This is a genomic window from Flavobacterium sp., from assembly GCF_029945805.1.
Taxonomy (GTDB): Bacteria; Bacteroidota; Bacteroidia; order Flavobacteriales; family Flavobacteriaceae; genus Flavobacterium.
Window position 1 is genome coordinate 69,707 of the sequence record NZ_JAQSDH010000044.1, and the last position, 15,606, is coordinate 85,312.

Consider the following 15,606-nt stretch of genomic DNA (forward strand, 5'->3'; position numbering starts at 1 on the left):
GTTCTGAAAATTTAATACAAAAAGATTAAACACTCACAGCTGTGTAAGTATTAAAAAAAATGGAGAATTGTATTAAATAAATTTGGGTGGAGGTGAAAATATTTTTTCTAAAACTTTATCGTGTTTGGATAATTTTTCAGAAATAATTCCATTTTTTGTAGCACCAATAAAAGCGAATGATTCTTCATTATGAGAAAACTTGAATTGAGCTTTTACTTCTTTAAAATGCTTAGTAATCTCTTCCTCAGCAAAATTGTAAAATACAGAAACATCAGTATTCTTTTCAATCATTGTGACTATTGTTGGCACCGAAAGAAAGGAGATAAATATAAATAATACTAATTGAACTGCAATTTTCATGATGTAAAAATAGAAAATCTTCAGACTTTTAAATAATTTTACACAAATTTTAACATTATAGATTTACATTAAATCCTTAAAAACTGTACGTTGTAAAGATTTCTATATAGTATTTATAAAATAAAATATTAAATCATCATAAGATATTCTTATAGTTTTTATATTTGTATCAGAAATTACTATACCATGACCATTACACAATTAAAATATGTCTTAGCTGTTGCGGAACATAAGAATTTTACGCTGGCTGCCGAAAAATGTTTTGTTACGCAACCCACATTGAGCATGCAAATCCAAAAGATAGAAGAAGAACTAGGAATTCAGATTTTTGACCGAACAAAAAAGCCAATACAACTAACAGAAATTGGACAAAAAATTGTAAATCAATCCAAGAATATAGTTAATGAAGCTGATAGAATTCAAGATATTGTTGACCAACAAAAAGGATTTATTGGCGGTGAATTCCGACTGGGAATCATTCCAACCATTATGCCAACATTGTTGCCTATGTTTCTAAACAATTTTATCAAAAAATATCCAAAAGTAAAATTGATCATTGAAGAATTAAACACTGACGAGATTATTAAGCGTTTGAATAATGGCCATTTAGACGCGGCGATTTCGGCTACGCCATTACAAGAAGAAAAAATAAAAGAAGTTGTGTTATACTACGAACCTTTTGTAGCGTACATCCCAGAAGGACACAGTTCTTTTCAAAAACAAGAAATCGAAATTAACGATTTAAATTTGGATGAAATATTACTGCTGCAGGACGGACATTGTTTCAGGGATGGTATTTTGAATTTGTGTAAAAATACAGATATCAATGAAAAAGCACATTTTCAAATAGAAAGCGGCAGTTTTGAAACACTAATAAAACTAGCAGACGAAGGTTTAGGAACTACACTTCTTCCCTATTTGCATACTTTGGATTTAAAAGAAAAAGACAAACTAAAATTACGCCATTTTAAGGAACCAAAGCCGGCACGAGAAGTTAGCTTAGTTTTTCCGAAAAACGAATTAAAAATACATATTATTGATGCGTTACGTACTACAATTGCTGGAGTCGTGAAAGGTGCAATCGTGTTTCAGAATGTAGAAATTATAAGTCCATTACCACAAAAAAAATAAGGAGCTTTTTGCACAAAACTCCTTATTTAATTTCTGTTAACTAACAACAGATAAACATTGCTTTAATTCGGGATGCTCACTCGTAAAGAATTGCAACCATTTTTTTAATTGTTCTACTTCGTATGGCAACAGGTTTCTAATTGCCTTTTTCAATTCTTTGGCAAAAAGTATTGGATCGAAGCTTACTCTTTCGAGTACAGATTTTGTGTAATCATAAATCATTCTAGGCATGGTTAATTAAGATTTGGGGTTATCTTATTGTAAGAACGTTTAGTAAAAGTATACTAAAAGTTCTTAGCTACCTAATGATTTGATTAAAAATAATCGTTTAAATACATTTTTAGTCGTTAAAATACATTTATTAACAGTATTTTAAGGTTTTAACTTACTAAAATATTTTTATCTAAAAGCTCATAAAGCCACTTTTGCCTTTCTGGTTTATCAGCTGTGAAAAAAAATAACCAATTAGTAAGATTATCCTTTTCATGTGGCAATAAAGTTTTTGAGGCCTTGATTACTTCTTTTATAAAAAGTTCCTTGTTGTTACCAGTCTTCATAATCGAAGATTTTGCTAAATCGTATATAATCTGTCCCATAGTTGTAAAGTTTTATAACTAACTTTATGTACGAAACAATTAACTCTAAAGTTTCCCTAACTGAATAAAATAAAAAAAGGAACCATTTAAGTTCCTTTTAGTTTTATTATGATTTGATTAGCAATACTGCATGCTGCAATTCTGGTTTTTCTTTTATAAATTTTAAAAGCCAAGATGTTAATTCTTCTAGTTCAAAAGGCAATAAAACTTTATATGCTTTTTGAAGTTCTTTACAAAACAGATCGACATCAAAACTTACTCTTTTCAAAACAGACTTTGTGTAGTCTAACATTGATTTAGACATGAAAGATTAATTTAGTTGGTTAGGTATAAATAAGAACGTTACTGTTATCCAAAAGTAAAACTATTTTTCATTCATTGACAGAATTGCTAGTTAAATATAACTACATTAAAAGTTAAATTATTTAAAGTGCTTTAGTGGCGCGTAACATTTCCCTTTTGCCCGGCGCACCAGGTAGCTTTTCTACAGAAAATCCTGCTGAAAGCATTGCTGTTTTAATGGATGTTCTGCAGGCATAGGTAACCAATACTCCGTTTGTCTTCATTGCCTTGAACATAGAAGCAAAAACTTCTTCTGACCAAAGTTCGGGTTGAACACGAAAACCGAACGCATCAAAATAAATCAAATCAAAAGCATTTTCATCTTGAATATCCTGAAAGAATTGCTTGCGTTTGGTTAAAGTAAAAGTAGCTGAAAGTGCATTCTTTTGTTCCCATTGGCTTTCGTGCATCTCATTAAAAAGGATCTTTTCAGTAGAGTCGATTTCATCTGAATAATTCATCTGCAACGCTTCTTCAATTGAAATAGGATAAGCCTCTATTCCGATGTAATTAATAGGTTGATTTCTCTTTTTAGCTTCCAAATACGTAATGAAACTATTGAGTCCAGTTCCAAAACCAATTTCTAAAATAGAAATGGGCTTGTCTCCAAAAAGATCAAGCCCATTTTTTATAAATACGTGATAGGCTTCCTGAATGGCTCCGTGTTTCGAGTGGTAACTTTCGTCCCATTCCGGAAGATGAATCGTTGTCGAACCATCATTGGTTTGAATAATTTCGCGTTTCAAAGTTATTCTTTTAAATAAAGTTTCTTGATTTTCGGAATGGGTCCGCCACATTTTTCCATATGGCAGGCAATACAAGCATCTACGGCTGCATTAAAATTCTTTCTTTGATTGTTAGGATCAGTGTAAAGCAATTTTTGAGCTGCAATATAGTCTGCAGCTTTTTCCTTAAAGAATTCATCATTATCGGATTCATCCGTGAATTTTGAACTGAAAATCTTTTGATAATGCTCTGGAAATTTACCTATCGCTTCTCCTTTTTTGATATTCGCTTTAACGCGTTGATTGTCGACATACATTTGCTCCATCAAAGCTGCCATTTCTGACATTTGGTACATTTCTAGTTTTTTTTCACTTTTTTCAGCAGGACAAGGTTCTTCCTTTTTTACTTCTTTTTTCTGGCAAGAAACCAAAATAGCAGAACTTCCAAAGAACAAGAAACTCAAAACTACAGCAAACGTGATTCTCTTTTTCATGTATTATTTTTTGATATAAACGCCATCTGCTGTAAAAGCAAAAGTAGTTTCTGGCTTTGTAATTTTAGCAATTTCTTCTTTAGATTTTCCCGCGTCTTTCGCATAGTGCCTTAACGATTCCACTGTTTCTACATCTACAAAAGCTTTTCCATTTACAATAGCATCACTATTATCCGCATTTAAAGGAACGAAGAATCCATAATCCTTGAATTTTACAAATGATTTATCATCACCAGCTAATTCCATGTTCATCCAACAGCCTTTCTTTTTACAAACCGACTTGATTTTAGAGGCAAATTGTACAGTGATGGTATCTCCTTTTTTAAGGTTTTTATATTTTTTAAGCATTTGATCTTTCGTTAATACTTTAGTCACTTTGAATTTTTCTCCAAATGAAGCATAATCTTTAGCATTGAAAGCTACTGCATTTTTTTGAGCCATCATTGTTGTTCCGATAAACAATAACATAACTAGGATAAGGTGCATTTTTTTCATGTGTGTGTTTTTTAATGATTTGCAAATGTAAAAAGAATAGTAAATATCAATGCTAAAATGACAATTATTTTTGGGTTTTAAGATGAAATTAATGCTATAAATTAGTTTAAAATCAGGATTTCCAAAAAAAACCATTTTTTTTCTGTTATGCAAAAAACAGAAATATTTTTATTAGTTTTACAAAAAATAAACACACAAGCCTAATCATTCAGAAAATAAATTACAAATCACTAGTTGTCAATTAGTTGTTGTATTTTCCGAGTTTAAAAATAGAACTAGATGACATTAAAAATTACTTCCGAAATCGATATAGTTAAAGCAAAAACCTCTAAAATAAAAGAAGTCGATTTTGAAAATATCGCCTTTGGAAATATCTTTACAGACCACATGCTGGTTTGTGATTTTAAAGATGGCGCATGGGAAAAACCTAGTATCAAACCTTACGAACCTTTTATGATTGATCCTTCAGCTAAAGTCTTCCATTATGGGCAGGCTATTTTTGAAGGTATGAAAGCGTATCGTGATGACAATGATCAAGTATGGTTATTCAGACCCGACCAAAACTTAGAGCGTTTCAATAAATCGGCTGTTAGAATGGCAATGCCTGAGATTACTGAAGATATTTTTATTGATGGATTAAAAGCCATCGTTGAATTAGATAAAGACTGGGTTAAGAAAGGTTTGGGTAATACCCTGTACATCCGACCGTTTATGATTGCCATTGGATCGGGTGTTATTGCTCAGCCGTCTACACAATACCGTTTCATGATTATCCTTTCTCCTGCTCGCGCATATTACTCGGGTGAAGTTAAGGTGATTATTGCCGAACACTACAGCCGCGCAGCAAATGGTGGAATTGGTGCTGCTAAAGCGGCAGGAAATTATTCTTCGCAATTCTATCCACAAAAACTAGCGCAAGAAAAAGGATTCCAACAAATCATCTGGACGGATGATGCTACTCATACCAAATTAGAAGAAGCAGGAACCATGAATGTATTTTTCAGATTTAATGATACCATTTGCACAGCGCCAGCCAGTGAAAGAATATTGGACGGTGTAACCCGAAAAAGTTTAATTGCTATAGCAAAACGTGACGGCATAAAAGTAGAAGAACGTTCCGTATTGGTTTCTGAATTAGTTGAAGGCGCGAAAAACGGAAGTCTAAAAGAAATCTTCGGAGCCGGAACTGCCGCTGTCGTGAGTCCAATTGTAGGATTTCAATACCAAGAGCATTATTATGAACTCCCAAAATTAGAAAACTCAATCGCATTAGAATTAAAAGACAAACTGACTAAAATTCAGTATAACCTTGCCGAAGATACATTTGGTTGGATGGTTAAGATTTAAGGGAAAGAGGAAAAGGATAACGATAAATCAAAAAACTTTGGGGAAACTTGGAGTTTTTTTGTTTGTAGTGCTGAATTGTATGGCATCGGTCTATCATTTTGTACTTTACAAAGTTGCGAATAATGGCATATTCTCTTTATAGGTTTGGTTTTGATAGTTGTACGATTGCCATCTCACACTATAACAAAAAAAAACGGATACCCATTTTAGAAAGGCGTCTCACTTTACATAATCATTACTGATTAAGCCACTACGGATATGGTTACAATATCACTCCACAAACCTACCTGATCGTAATTGTACAAATACAGTGCTCTGTATTTCCAAACGGCGCTTTCTTCTGCTGGAGGTAACTCTGATTTATTTATAAAGTACGGATGCAAGTCTTTGTCTAACACTATAAATCCTTTGCCGCTTAATTTTCCGATAATAATACCCTAAAATTTTCCTTTCTTCCAGTCCAGGTTAACCTTTCCTCCTCTTGATATTGCTTTCAATATCGGTTTCGCTGTGTCTAAATCTAGTTTTAACGAGGCGAAAATTCAATTCCTAAGTTTTGTCCAATGGCGGTCGTATAACTTTGATGTACTTTTATATGGTTGACCATAGTCGTAAATCTGAAAACGATGCCTGGTGCTGCAGCTGCCGAAACGGTATCCAATGCCAGAGTTTCAGGAAAGATGTTGGAGTATTCAATACTGTGTTGGGACGTTGCATAAATGAGTATAGCACATTCAAAAACAATTTTAGAACGTTCAATAATGGGTTTGAAATTTCCAACAATGAGTGTAGGAGTTTCAAAAATGACTATTTCAAGTTTGTAATCCTATTTAGTTAGTAATAGGAAATGTTTTATATATTTGAGATGTAAACTGGGACTGGAGTTATATTAATCTTATGAATGTAGGTTTGTAGCAGATATATAAAGTTAGCCGTCAATTTGTCAGAACGAAATCGAAACCGAAAATCAAGAATAAACAAAATCAAACATTTTATGAAGAAGACAATTCTGACTTTAGCTCTAATCAGTTTAACAATAACTGTAAAATCTCAAAATGCCAGTGTTGAAAAATCTGTATTTGGTATTCAAACAGGTTTATTTGGTATTTGGGCACACAATGAAACGAAACTGACTAATCAAATTGCGTTACGAAGTGAAATTGGATTTGATAGTGGAATTTGGGGCGGAGATTTTTGCGACAAAACGGGATTTTTAATGACTCCAGTGATAACTGCTGAACCAAAATGGTATTATAATCTGAATAAAAGAGTAAGAAAATCGAAAAGAATTGATGGAAATAGCGGAAATTTTATTTCACTTAAAATAAGTTATCACCCAGATTGGTTTGTAATTTCAAATTATGATAATATTAATATTATTAGTGATATTTCAATTGTACCAACTTGGGGAATTAGAAGAAATATTGGAAAACATTTCAACTATGAAACCGGAATTGGAATTGGTTACCGATATATTTTTGCTAAGCAAGCAGGTTATATAGAAAACGAAAGCGAAGCGGCTCTTAATTTACACTTGAGAATTGGATATAGATTTTAAAAAAACCAAACGTCTAAAAGCTGTTTCGCACAATTGCAAATTTTGTGGAAAGTTCATGTTCACGTTTTGCAGGAATTTTAATCTTTAACATAAAATAATTCGTTCATAAGTTCGCAACTGATGCAATGCGTGGAAACGATGTATGCTATTATAAAAAAAAAACGTAAAAATGAAAAAAAGGATATCAATTATTTTTTTGTTGTCAACTATAAATACCTTTTCACAAACAATTAAATTGAGTGACACAATTGAAATGCATATTAATAAACATAATACAATGTTTGTAAATGCTATTTTCAATGAAAAAGATACTTTAAAATTAAATTTTGATACCGGAACAACTGAATTGATACTGACAAATGATGTTTTAAATAATAAGCTAAAATCTAAAACCGAACTTTATAACAAATTATACAATTTGCAGATTGGAAACATTCAATATAAAAGTAAAGTTTATAATGCGGAATTATCTGGTCAAGGTACAGATGGAAGATTTGGCTGGGACTTTTTTAAAGAAAATATAGTTGAGATTAATTATGACAAAGGATATTTAATTATTCATTCAGAATTACCACAATACGTAAAATTTGATAAGAAGTTTACAAAACTTAAAATAGAAATGTGGAAAGACTTATTTTTTATTAAATGTGAAATTAAAGAAAATGGTATTATAAATAATAATCTATTTCTTTTTGATACTGGCTTTCAAAGAACTGCAATGTTAGATAATGACCTATTAAAAGAAGGACAATTTCCAACTGAAAAAATGAAAATAATTAAAAAAGTAATAATGAAAGGTGCAAAGGGAAATGAAATTCCTGTTATTACAGCAAATTTACAAAAATTGCAAATTGGAAAATATATTTTAAAAACTATTCCTGTTCAAATAACAACTACACAAAAACCATTAAAAGATAAAAATGTACATATTTTAGGAAACGAAATTTTAAAGAAGTTTACTGTTTTTTTGGATTTTAAAAATAATATCGTTTATATGAAACCGAGTAAATTTTACAACGAAAAATATATAGATGAAAGGAAAAACGGCACCTAACAGCGGTGTCATGAAGTGGCGAGAAATGTGCTAAATTCACATTTTTCTTTCGCAAGCAACTTTACCTTATTGGAAAATAGGTCTTTACAAAGACGATAGTATTTTCAAATCAAAAACAGTATACCATTCAATGACAACTACACATTGCATCAACTGCGATAAAAAATTAGTAGATACCTTTTGTTCGGCCTGCTGACAAAAAGCGGATAAGCACCCTATTACTTTTAAAAACTTTATTTCTCACGATGTTTTGCACGGCTTATTCCATATAGAAAAAAGAATACTATTCACTTCAAAAGAAGCCTTACTTCGCCCTGGAAAAGCCGCACTCGATTATATTTATGGAAAAAGAAAGCGGTATTACAATGTGTTTTATTTGATTTTAATCACCTTTGGTCTAATCGTTTTTTTTCGTCATTTTTATAATGAATTGTCCAATTCTATAGCTACAGAACCAATTCCGGAGAGAACGTATATCAATGAAGCGAGTAAAAGATACGCTGAGCTATTTTCTGAGAAAAGCAAGATTATAATTTTCCTCTTGGTGCCGTTGTTTGCCTTAAACAGCTTTATTTTTTTCAGAAGAAAAAAGTTAAACCTGACGGAACATTCTATAATAGCCGGAATGGTATTATTAAGTGTATTATTGATTTCATTATTTGGAAACCTCTTTTTTTACTTTGATATACTTGTTGTCTTTAGCGATGCTTTCAACGATATAATAAGTCTGCTTATAGTGGTTCTAATCTTTATCCAAATTTTACATGGCTATTATAATGCGTTTAATGCTGATTATTCTAAATTGGGAATCAGCTACAGAATCGGGTTGTTTTTGGCGTTGATTTGCCCAGAAATAGCCATTATGCTATTTATCCGTATCAGATTTATCACACATTGGAAATTTGGAGTTATTTCTTAGAATCCTTTGTAGCGCTTACTTTTCCGTGCATTACTTTTAATCTTTTGATAACCTTTTCAAAACTCCTATGTTTTTGATGTGGTGTAATTTTACACAACTTAAAAAATTAATGGAAATGAATTTAGCTATTTATAGTATTTTGATAGTAATGGCAATCATTTTATTGGTACTGATTGTTAAAGAGCATTTAGCGTATAAAAAAGAGTTTAACGCTAATTCAGGTAGGGAATATAACTCTAGATTAAAGAATGAATTTGAAGATGCTGAGGAATAAGTTGAAAAGCACTTCGACAGGCTCAGTGTGACAATGCAATTCTAATTGGATTTTGTTAGAGTAATTGTGTTTCCTAAAAAAAATTTAAGATAAAAAAAAGCGCACCTGTAAGTACGCTTATCTTTTATCTTAGAATTTCGTCAAAACTGGGTTTGAAGTAATTTGGGCCTTTTAATACTTTACCATCTTCGCGGTAAATTGGTTTTCCATCGTGGTCGAGTTTGCTCATGTTAGAGCGTTGTATTTCGTCAAATACTTCTTCTATTTTGTGTTGTAAGCCGTGTTCTAAAATAGTTCCACACAAAATATATAACATATCGCCAAGCGCATCAGCTATTTCAATCAGGTCATCATTTTGAACTGCTTCTAAATATTCTTCATTTTCCTCTTTCATTAAATTGTAACGAAGCATATTTTTTTGTTCGCCTAAATCCCCTTTCATTTCAGGGCTAACACCAAGACCAAAAGCGGTGTGAAATTCTTTAACTGAGATAATTTGCTTTTGCATAGTTTCTAAAATTTATTGTTGATGCAAATTACAACTTTCCAATACATTTGAGTAAATTTGTTGAAAATTTTGAAATAAATGTTCACAACTGGTCAATGGATTTTTGCTGCACTCTTTTTTGTGGCATTCGTTATCGCTACTTACTTTGCCTACGGAAAAGACAAGGCGCTTCACCAAAAGGTTTATAAAGGAAGTTATAAAATCTTACTAGGATTTATACTTTTTATTGTTTTACTGTTTGTAATTAAGATTACGATGAAACATTAGTTCAATAGGCGGTCAGAATAAGTTCCTTGTTTACTACTACTTTTTTTCTTATCCCTGATCCCTGATTACTTTCCTTTTAAAAGATTTACACTAACGGTAGCCAAATCGGAATTTGGGAATTTGGTGAATACTTTGTCATCCGAAAATAATCCAGCTTCTGCAGCTATTTTGTGTAAAACGTCAATCTCTACAATATACTGATCGGAAAAACCGTGTGTGGCATCATAGGCGGTGGCTGCTGTTCGTCCAATATTAGCGGCAGTTAATTCGGGTGCGATGGTGTGAAGTTCGATTAATAACAATCCAAATTTCTCTACGAATGGCGCCCATTTATTAAGATGTTCCAATAAATTGTCTTCTACTTCAGCCGTATTGATTCTTTGTCCGCGATGGGCAAATGCGCCAGAGGACGTGCTAATTCTGTTGGGTGTTCTTTTAGTTGGTGTTTCCCAAATTCTATTATGATCCAGAAAGGTTCGAACATTCAACAATTCCTTTAAATCGATATTATAATCTTCCCGAAGAGTTTCAGCTAATAATTGCGGTCGTCCAATATCGCCCCAAATAACTTTTGCCCAAATGTCTGCCTTGATTAAATTGGCACGAGTGACTTTGATAGCAGCTTCATTATAATCGACACCTACCAAAAACAACGGATGTTCATCAAGCATTTTGCCTCGGATGGTTTGCCTTTCAATCACATCAAAAATATGTTCTAAAAAAGCGCCATTTCCACAACCCATATCCAATATTCCGATGGGCTGTTCCGCTATTGGACGACTGAACAATTCTATTATGATTTGGTCTACAATCTTAAAATATTCGGCATGCGCTCCGCCACTACCCCAAACATTCATTTCTCGATCAACGTGTTGCTCTTCTTCGTGTTCTCCAATATTTCTCAATATAGAAGCGTTGCCAAAAAGCAAATCATCCATTTTTCTAAGTGTAGGAATATACGAAACCGTAACTCCATAAGCAGCGGCTCTTTTAGCATAAAACAAACCTGTTTCGGTGAATTGAAAGTTATCATTTTTCTTTGTAAACCAATTCAGATGGGTAAGAAAATCTAGTATAGCCTTAAAACATTCTGGCTGTTTGTGAAATTCTTCCGGACGAAACGACGTTTCCATAAAGTATTTATGAAACATTCCAGTCATTCCCAACATTACAACAGTTGGTCCAACCAAAACACCTTCAATATGGTATAAAACTTGTTCCTGAATCGTTCTGATTTTCTCATCATCTGAAAATTGAATTCCGAAATTTGATTTGTATTTGGAGAACAATTTGTTCAGGATTTCGAAAGGTTCTACTTCAAATTTTCTTGGATGATAATGCTCTGACAATTGCATAAGGCTGTAAACATCTTCATAAAGTGCAATCAATAAAAAAGCGGTTTCACTTTTATCGGTTACTGAAAAAAATATTTCATCGTTGCAATTGTCACTATTTTGCAGAAGCCAACCTTGTGAACAAAGAACTCTAAGCGCTACGTTTAGATACCCTTCATTGGCCTTAAATTTTTCCGTAAGTTCTTTTAGAGATGCGTTCTTGTGTTGCAGTATATAATCTAAAACACCAGTTTTATGCAACGAATAGGCTGCTGGAACCGTTACAATTCCGTCTAAATGCCTGAATAAAATACCGCGAAGTTCACTTTTTGTCTTCATCAATTAAAATTTGATTACTTACAAATATAATCAAATTTACTATGCTTAAATTCATAACTTTGTGACAACTTAAATACTGCCTCAATGAGAATTTTAAAATATATTATCCTGCTTCTTATACTTGCTTTTGTCGGTATTACAGTCTATGTAGCTACTCAAAGAGGTGATTTTGAAATTCAAAAAAGTGGTATTATTAACACTACTAGAAGTACTGTTTTTGAATATGTCAATGATTATAAAAACTGGGAAACTTTTGGTTCTTGGATGCAAAAAGACAGCGGTGTTAAATTTAATTACCCCTCTAAAACGATGGGCGCTGGAGCAAGATTGTCTTGGACAAACAACTCAGAGGCTGGAGCTATTAATACTGTTTTTGTAAAAGAAAACGACAGCATTGCGCAAAGAGTAAACTACAGCGGAAGTTCTGCCACTATTTCTTGGAGTTTTAAAGATACCGTTGGTGGAACTAAAGTCACAGTATTTAGCAAAGGTAAAATGGATTTGATGACAAAAATTACTTCGTTTTTCAAAGGTGGTATCACTTCCATTGTGGGTGATGTTTATGAAAAAAGCTTACGTAATCTCAATAAAACACTCAAATACGAAATAACGAACTACTCCATTAAGGTGAATGGAATTGTGCAAAGACCATCAGAATTTTGTCTGAAGCAAACGGTTACTTGTCCTATCAAGAGTGTTTCGAAGAATGTTAAAATTATAATGCCGAGAATGGTTCATTTTTTCAATAAAAACAAAATAGCTATGGCCGGAAAACCATTTGTAATGTATGATCGATATGATGTTGCAAATGATATTGCTACAATTTCGGTTTGTATTTCGGTTGCACAACAAATTAATATTTCCGTCGGAAGTGATGTTTCGTCAGATGAGATTATTGGTTTTACTTGTTTGAAAACCACTTTGACCGGAGATTATTCACATAGTAAAGAAGCTTGGGCAAAAGCGGAGAAGTATATTGTTGATAATGGTTTTAAACAGAATTTTGCCGGAAGCTATAGCGAAGTATATGTGAAGACAATTGACGATGTAAAGCAACCTTCTCAGTGGATTACTGAAATTTATATTCCCGTTTTTCCAAAAGTTATTGCATTGCCAAAACCTTTTCCTACAGCAGTTTCGACAGCCGCAACTCAAACTCCAAAATCTGCCGTTACCACTCCAACAGATGAGCCCTAAGTTGAGCATCCTTTAAACCTTTTACTGTATCTTTATTCCAATAGTAAAATTTTCACTTTGCAAGACGAAAAGGATTTCATTCGGGAGTTATTAGATACGAAGACGCAGAATGTTGCGTTTCAAAAACTCCTGCGAGATTATCAGCGTCCGTTGTACAATCAAATTCGAAATATCGTTTTAAATCATGATGATGCCGATGATGTGTTGCAAAATACGTTTGTCAAAGTGTTTAAGCATCTAAAAAATTTCAAAGGTGACAGTAAATTATTTTCCTGGATGTACCGTATCGCAACCAATGAAGCCATCACATTCATTAATCAGAAATCTAAAAGAAATGGAACAACGAGTGAAGCGATGCAGACCAAAATTGTGGAAAATTTAAAAGCAGATGACTATTTTGATGGAAGCGAAATTCATATTAAATTACAAAAAGCAGTTGTACTACTTCCCGAAAAACAGCAATTGGTTTTTAAAATGAGGTATTACGAAGAAATAAAATACGAAGATATGTCGGAGATTTTAGGAACATCTGTAGGTGCGCTTAAAGCATCGTACCATCATGCTGTGAAAAAAATTGAAGATTATATGAAAAGGAATTAAACCTTTCTAAAATTAAGACGTCAAAATGAACATGAAAGAATTTAAATTAGAAAACGAACCCAAAATCACTTCAGGATTTACTAGTCCAGATGGCTACTTTGATTTGTTATCAGAACAAGTTTTAGCACGAATAACTTCTGATAAAGAAGTGAAAGTTATGTCACTTTTAAAATCAAGAAAACGTTCGTATTATGCTATAGCAGCAGTTGTTATTATGTTATTATCAATTCCAATATACACTAGATTGGCAACAAATACAACTAGTATTGAGTCCGCAGCTTTAGACAATTATCTTGCTTATCATTCGATTTCTGAAGACCTAATTTTAGATTTATTAGATCAAGATGATATAGATAAATTGGCGATAGAAATTACTCTCGATGATGCTACCCTTGAAGATGCATTAAAATCAAATTCAAATTTAGAAGAATACATAATAAACTAAAAACATGAAAATCAAACAATTACTTCCGTTACTTATTCTTTTTATTTCTGTGAACGCTATTGCCCAAGATGGTTCGTTAATAAGAAAAAAAAGAGAGCAAATTAAGTCTTTAAAAGTCGCATTTATTACCAGTGAATTACAATTTACACCAGACGAAGCAAGCAAATTCTGGCCTTTATACAATGCTTATGAAGCCAAGCAAAAGGAAATTAAAAAAGATAAGATTAAAGGGTATATGAATCGCATGGATAATGATTCGTTTGACAAATTATCCGAAAAAGAAGCAACCGTACTGCTAACCCAAATGGAAACTAATGAAGAAGAATTATATTTGGCTCGAAAAAAATTTGTTACAAGTCTCACAAGTGTTATTTCTCCAATAAAGATCCTTAAACTCAAAAAAACCGAGGAAAATTTTAATAAAAAGTTATTGCAACAATATCGAGATAAAACGAAAAATAGATAATTTTAAGAGAGCAACTAGCGCTCTTATTTTTTGAATTCAATTTTGACCATTTTATCTTTTCCGGCAGCAATCGCGGTATTCTGATTAAGGAAGCGAATAGTATAAAGGGTTGCATCGGTATGCAATTGTTTCCATGAATTTCCGCCGTTAGCTGAGTAATATAATCCCGAAGCTCCAACCGAAACTAATTGTTTTCCACCTGATTTTGGCACAAATTGAATACAAGAAGTGTAACCAAAGGCGGCGTTATCAGCAATAAGTTTCCATGTTTTTCCACCATCATAGGTAATAGCTTTATTTTTAGAATTTTGGTTTGGAACATCATAATTCCCGCCCGCTATCACTCCGATTTGCTCATTGTAAAAATCGACTGTAAAGATTCCAGTCATAGCCTGTCCATTGATAATTGGTGTGTCAAAAACTTGCCACGTAGTACCTTTGTCTGCCGAATAGAAAACTCTAGATTTCTTTCCGCCTGAAACGAACCATGTTTTGTTTCCTTTAATACAGATATTAGTATTACTTGCGGCAAATGCTGTTTCACCATCAACAAATCTTGGCAAATTATCACAAGCTGTTTTATTCCATGTTTTTCCAGCATCGCGCGTTATTAAAATTGAAAAACAGTCTTGCGTTGGATCTCCAAGAGCAATTCCTTCTTTCTCGTTCCAGAAGTTCATGCTGTCATAAAAAGCTTTTTCATTGTTTTCGGTGTATACTTTTTCAAAGGCAATGGATGATTTGTTGACTTTAAAAATATAGGCAGGATTTCCAATATTAGCGACGAATAGGGATTTCGAATTCTGTCCAATCGATCTAAATTCGATTTTATCATCTGATGGATAGATTGTTTTTTGCAGATTCGTGAGCGTCTTTAAATCATAATATCCAATTCTACTCCTATCGCCAGCGTACCAAATTTTATCCTCATCAACCAAAATGGCTCTGATACTGATTTTATCATTTAAGAGGGTGTCAACAGCAACCGATTTAAAAACATCTGATGAACTAGATGAAGTTGATTTACATCCGATACAAAGAACAAAAACAGCGAGACTCAAAACTATATTTTTCATGGGAAATAGTTAGATTGATAGCGAAGATACGAATTTCAGTCGAGTTAAGATTTGGTTAAGACCTATTTAAAAAAAGTTG

At 32.7% G+C, this 15,606-nt stretch carries 22 protein-coding genes; 11 read left to right on the plus strand and 11 right to left on the minus strand.

The window, feature by feature from the left end; all coding sequences use genetic code 11:
• Positions 1 to 72: 72 nt before the first annotated feature.
• A complete protein-coding gene (locus PSU83_RS11960; protein ID WP_300589708.1) occupies positions 73 to 360 on the minus strand; it encodes a hypothetical protein in 288 nt (95 codons plus the stop codon).
• Between the two features lie 186 nt (positions 361 to 546).
• Here PSU83_RS11960 and PSU83_RS11965 point away from each other — a divergent pair, with 186 nt between their 5' ends.
• On the plus strand, positions 547 to 1,491 hold the full coding sequence (locus PSU83_RS11965) for a LysR substrate-binding domain-containing protein (RefSeq protein ID WP_300589709.1): 945 nt from the start codon (positions 547 to 549) through the stop codon (positions 1,489 to 1,491).
• Positions 1,492 to 1,527: 36 nt separating this feature from the next.
• Here the strand turns inward: PSU83_RS11965 and PSU83_RS11970 are convergent, their stop codons facing one another.
• The 6 genes from PSU83_RS11970 to PSU83_RS11995 all read right to left on the minus strand — a co-directional run bounded on the left by PSU83_RS11970 (position 1,528) and on the right by PSU83_RS11995 (position 4,143).
• Entirely contained in the window at positions 1,528 to 1,722 is a 195-nt protein-coding gene (locus PSU83_RS11970; RefSeq protein WP_300589710.1) for a hypothetical protein, read from the minus strand.
• A 149-nt stretch (positions 1,723 to 1,871) separates the two neighbouring features.
• A complete protein-coding gene (locus PSU83_RS11975; protein WP_300589712.1) occupies positions 1,872 to 2,087 on the minus strand; it encodes a hypothetical protein in 216 nt (71 codons plus the stop codon).
• 106 nt (positions 2,088 to 2,193) lie between these two features.
• Complete coding sequence (locus PSU83_RS11980) at positions 2,194 to 2,391, minus strand: hypothetical protein (protein ID WP_300589713.1); 198 nt, start codon at positions 2,389 to 2,391, stop codon at positions 2,194 to 2,196.
• A gap of 121 nt (positions 2,392 to 2,512) precedes the next feature.
• Positions 2,513 to 3,175 carry a tRNA (5-methylaminomethyl-2-thiouridine)(34)-methyltransferase MnmD gene (gene mnmD, locus PSU83_RS11985; protein ID WP_300589714.1) on the minus strand — a complete coding sequence of 221 codons (663 nt, stop codon included), beginning with the start codon at positions 3,173 to 3,175 and terminating at the stop codon, positions 2,513 to 2,515.
• 2 nt (positions 3,176 to 3,177) lie between these two features.
• Positions 3,178 to 3,648 (minus strand): hypothetical protein, encoded by a 471-nt coding sequence (locus tag PSU83_RS11990; protein WP_300589716.1) that lies wholly within the window; start codon positions 3,646 to 3,648, stop codon positions 3,178 to 3,180.
• A gap of 3 nt (positions 3,649 to 3,651) precedes the next feature.
• Positions 3,652 to 4,143, minus strand: a complete 492-nt coding sequence (locus PSU83_RS11995) for a DUF4920 domain-containing protein (protein ID WP_300589717.1) — start codon at positions 4,141 to 4,143, stop codon at positions 3,652 to 3,654.
• Between the two features lie 279 nt (positions 4,144 to 4,422).
• Here PSU83_RS11995 and PSU83_RS12000 point away from each other — a divergent pair, with 279 nt between their 5' ends.
• Positions 4,423 to 5,490: a branched-chain amino acid aminotransferase gene (locus PSU83_RS12000; RefSeq protein WP_300589718.1), complete on the plus strand. Its 1,068-nt coding sequence runs from the start codon at positions 4,423 to 4,425 to the stop codon at positions 5,488 to 5,490.
• A 242-nt stretch (positions 5,491 to 5,732) separates the two neighbouring features.
• On the opposite strand, the gene PSU83_RS12005 is transcribed toward PSU83_RS12000, so the two are convergent.
• The gene (locus PSU83_RS12005; protein ID WP_300589720.1) at positions 5,733 to 5,888 is read right to left on the minus strand and encodes a hypothetical protein; all 156 of its coding nucleotides are present in this window, start codon (positions 5,886 to 5,888) and stop codon (positions 5,733 to 5,735) included.
• Positions 5,889 to 6,484: 596 nt separating this feature from the next.
• On the opposite strand from PSU83_RS12005, the gene PSU83_RS12010 reads away from it, so the two are divergent.
• The 4 genes from PSU83_RS12010 to PSU83_RS12025 all read left to right on the plus strand — a co-directional run bounded on the left by PSU83_RS12010 (position 6,485) and on the right by PSU83_RS12025 (position 9,295).
• Positions 6,485 to 7,048: a hypothetical protein gene (locus PSU83_RS12010; RefSeq protein WP_300589722.1), complete on the plus strand. Its 564-nt coding sequence runs from the start codon at positions 6,485 to 6,487 to the stop codon at positions 7,046 to 7,048.
• A 169-nt stretch (positions 7,049 to 7,217) separates the two neighbouring features.
• A complete protein-coding gene (locus tag PSU83_RS12015; protein ID WP_300589723.1) occupies positions 7,218 to 8,102 on the plus strand; it encodes a clan AA aspartic protease in 885 nt (294 codons plus the stop codon).
• Positions 8,103 to 8,352: 250 nt separating this feature from the next.
• Positions 8,353 to 9,021, plus strand: coding sequence for a DUF3667 domain-containing protein (locus PSU83_RS12020; RefSeq protein ID WP_300589725.1), 669 nt, complete (start codon positions 8,353 to 8,355; stop codon positions 9,019 to 9,021).
• Positions 9,022 to 9,136: 115 nt separating this feature from the next.
• Complete coding sequence (locus PSU83_RS12025) at positions 9,137 to 9,295, plus strand: hypothetical protein (protein ID WP_300589726.1); 159 nt, start codon at positions 9,137 to 9,139, stop codon at positions 9,293 to 9,295.
• A 124-nt stretch (positions 9,296 to 9,419) separates the two neighbouring features.
• Here the strand turns inward: PSU83_RS12025 and PSU83_RS12030 are convergent, their stop codons facing one another.
• The gene (locus tag PSU83_RS12030) at positions 9,420 to 9,803 is read right to left on the minus strand and encodes a nucleoside triphosphate pyrophosphohydrolase family protein (protein WP_300589727.1); all 384 of its coding nucleotides are present in this window, start codon (positions 9,801 to 9,803) and stop codon (positions 9,420 to 9,422) included.
• Between the two features lie 78 nt (positions 9,804 to 9,881).
• On the opposite strand from PSU83_RS12030, the gene PSU83_RS12035 reads away from it, so the two are divergent.
• Complete coding sequence (locus PSU83_RS12035) at positions 9,882 to 10,070, plus strand: hypothetical protein (RefSeq protein ID WP_300589728.1); 189 nt, start codon at positions 9,882 to 9,884, stop codon at positions 10,068 to 10,070.
• Between the two features lie 65 nt (positions 10,071 to 10,135).
• On the opposite strand, the gene PSU83_RS12040 is transcribed toward PSU83_RS12035, so the two are convergent.
• The gene (locus tag PSU83_RS12040; RefSeq protein ID WP_300589729.1) at positions 10,136 to 11,743 is read right to left on the minus strand and encodes a class I SAM-dependent methyltransferase; all 1,608 of its coding nucleotides are present in this window, start codon (positions 11,741 to 11,743) and stop codon (positions 10,136 to 10,138) included.
• Positions 11,744 to 11,827: 84 nt separating this feature from the next.
• Between PSU83_RS12040 and PSU83_RS12045 the strand changes: the two genes are divergently transcribed.
• From PSU83_RS12045 to PSU83_RS12060, 4 genes are read left to right on the plus strand one after another with little or no spacing between them, the layout of a single operon-like run.
• A complete protein-coding gene (locus tag PSU83_RS12045) occupies positions 11,828 to 12,940 on the plus strand; it encodes an SRPBCC family protein (protein WP_300589730.1) in 1,113 nt (370 codons plus the stop codon).
• Positions 12,941 to 12,997: 57 nt separating this feature from the next.
• A complete protein-coding gene (locus tag PSU83_RS12050) occupies positions 12,998 to 13,540 on the plus strand; it encodes a sigma-70 family RNA polymerase sigma factor (RefSeq protein ID WP_300589731.1) in 543 nt (180 codons plus the stop codon).
• A 25-nt stretch (positions 13,541 to 13,565) separates the two neighbouring features.
• Positions 13,566 to 13,985 carry a hypothetical protein gene (locus PSU83_RS12055; protein WP_300589732.1) on the plus strand — a complete coding sequence of 140 codons (420 nt, stop codon included), beginning with the start codon at positions 13,566 to 13,568 and terminating at the stop codon, positions 13,983 to 13,985.
• A gap of 4 nt (positions 13,986 to 13,989) precedes the next feature.
• Complete coding sequence (locus PSU83_RS12060; RefSeq protein WP_300589733.1) at positions 13,990 to 14,451, plus strand: sensor of ECF-type sigma factor; 462 nt, start codon at positions 13,990 to 13,992, stop codon at positions 14,449 to 14,451.
• 23 nt (positions 14,452 to 14,474) lie between these two features.
• Here PSU83_RS12060 and PSU83_RS12065 read toward each other — a convergent pair whose 3' ends face one another.
• Positions 14,475 to 15,527, minus strand: coding sequence for an oxidoreductase (locus PSU83_RS12065; RefSeq protein ID WP_300589734.1), 1,053 nt, complete (start codon positions 15,525 to 15,527; stop codon positions 14,475 to 14,477).
• Between the last annotated feature and the right edge of the window lie 79 nt (positions 15,528 to 15,606).

Coding starts and splice junctions, on each gene's coding strand:
- PSU83_RS12010 (WP_300589722.1), top strand. CDS start 6,485: ATGAAGAAGACAATTCTGACTTTAGCTCTAATCAGTTTAACAATAACT.
- PSU83_RS12045 (WP_300589730.1), top strand. CDS start 11,828: ATGAGAATTTTAAAATATATTATCCTGCTTCTTATACTTGCTTTTGTC.
- PSU83_RS11970 (WP_300589710.1), bottom strand. CDS start 1,722: ATGCCTAGAATGATTTATGATTACACAAAATCTGTACTCGAAAGAGTA.
- PSU83_RS12040 (WP_300589729.1), bottom strand. CDS start 11,743: ATGAAGACAAAAAGTGAACTTCGCGGTATTTTATTCAGGCATTTAGAC.
- PSU83_RS11975 (WP_300589712.1), bottom strand. CDS start 2,087: ATGGGACAGATTATATACGATTTAGCAAAATCTTCGATTATGAAGACT.
- PSU83_RS12000 (WP_300589718.1), top strand. CDS start 4,423: ATGACATTAAAAATTACTTCCGAAATCGATATAGTTAAAGCAAAAACC.
- PSU83_RS12015 (WP_300589723.1), top strand. CDS start 7,218: ATGAAAAAAAGGATATCAATTATTTTTTTGTTGTCAACTATAAATACC.
- PSU83_RS12055 (WP_300589732.1), top strand. CDS start 13,566: ATGAACATGAAAGAATTTAAATTAGAAAACGAACCCAAAATCACTTCA.
- PSU83_RS11980 (WP_300589713.1), bottom strand. CDS start 2,391: ATGTCTAAATCAATGTTAGACTACACAAAGTCTGTTTTGAAAAGAGTA.
- PSU83_RS11990 (WP_300589716.1), bottom strand. CDS start 3,648: ATGAAAAAGAGAATCACGTTTGCTGTAGTTTTGAGTTTCTTGTTCTTT.
- PSU83_RS12060 (WP_300589733.1), top strand. CDS start 13,990: ATGAAAATCAAACAATTACTTCCGTTACTTATTCTTTTTATTTCTGTG.
- PSU83_RS12035 (WP_300589728.1), top strand. CDS start 9,882: ATGTTCACAACTGGTCAATGGATTTTTGCTGCACTCTTTTTTGTGGCA.
- PSU83_RS11995 (WP_300589717.1), bottom strand. CDS start 4,143: ATGAAAAAAATGCACCTTATCCTAGTTATGTTATTGTTTATCGGAACA.
- PSU83_RS11960 (WP_300589708.1), bottom strand. CDS start 360: ATGAAAATTGCAGTTCAATTAGTATTATTTATATTTATCTCCTTTCTT.
- PSU83_RS11965 (WP_300589709.1), top strand. CDS start 547: ATGACCATTACACAATTAAAATATGTCTTAGCTGTTGCGGAACATAAG.
- PSU83_RS12030 (WP_300589727.1), bottom strand. CDS start 9,803: ATGCAAAAGCAAATTATCTCAGTTAAAGAATTTCACACCGCTTTTGGT.
- PSU83_RS12025 (WP_300589726.1), top strand. CDS start 9,137: ATGAATTTAGCTATTTATAGTATTTTGATAGTAATGGCAATCATTTTA.
- PSU83_RS12065 (WP_300589734.1), bottom strand. CDS start 15,527: ATGAAAAATATAGTTTTGAGTCTCGCTGTTTTTGTTCTTTGTATCGGA.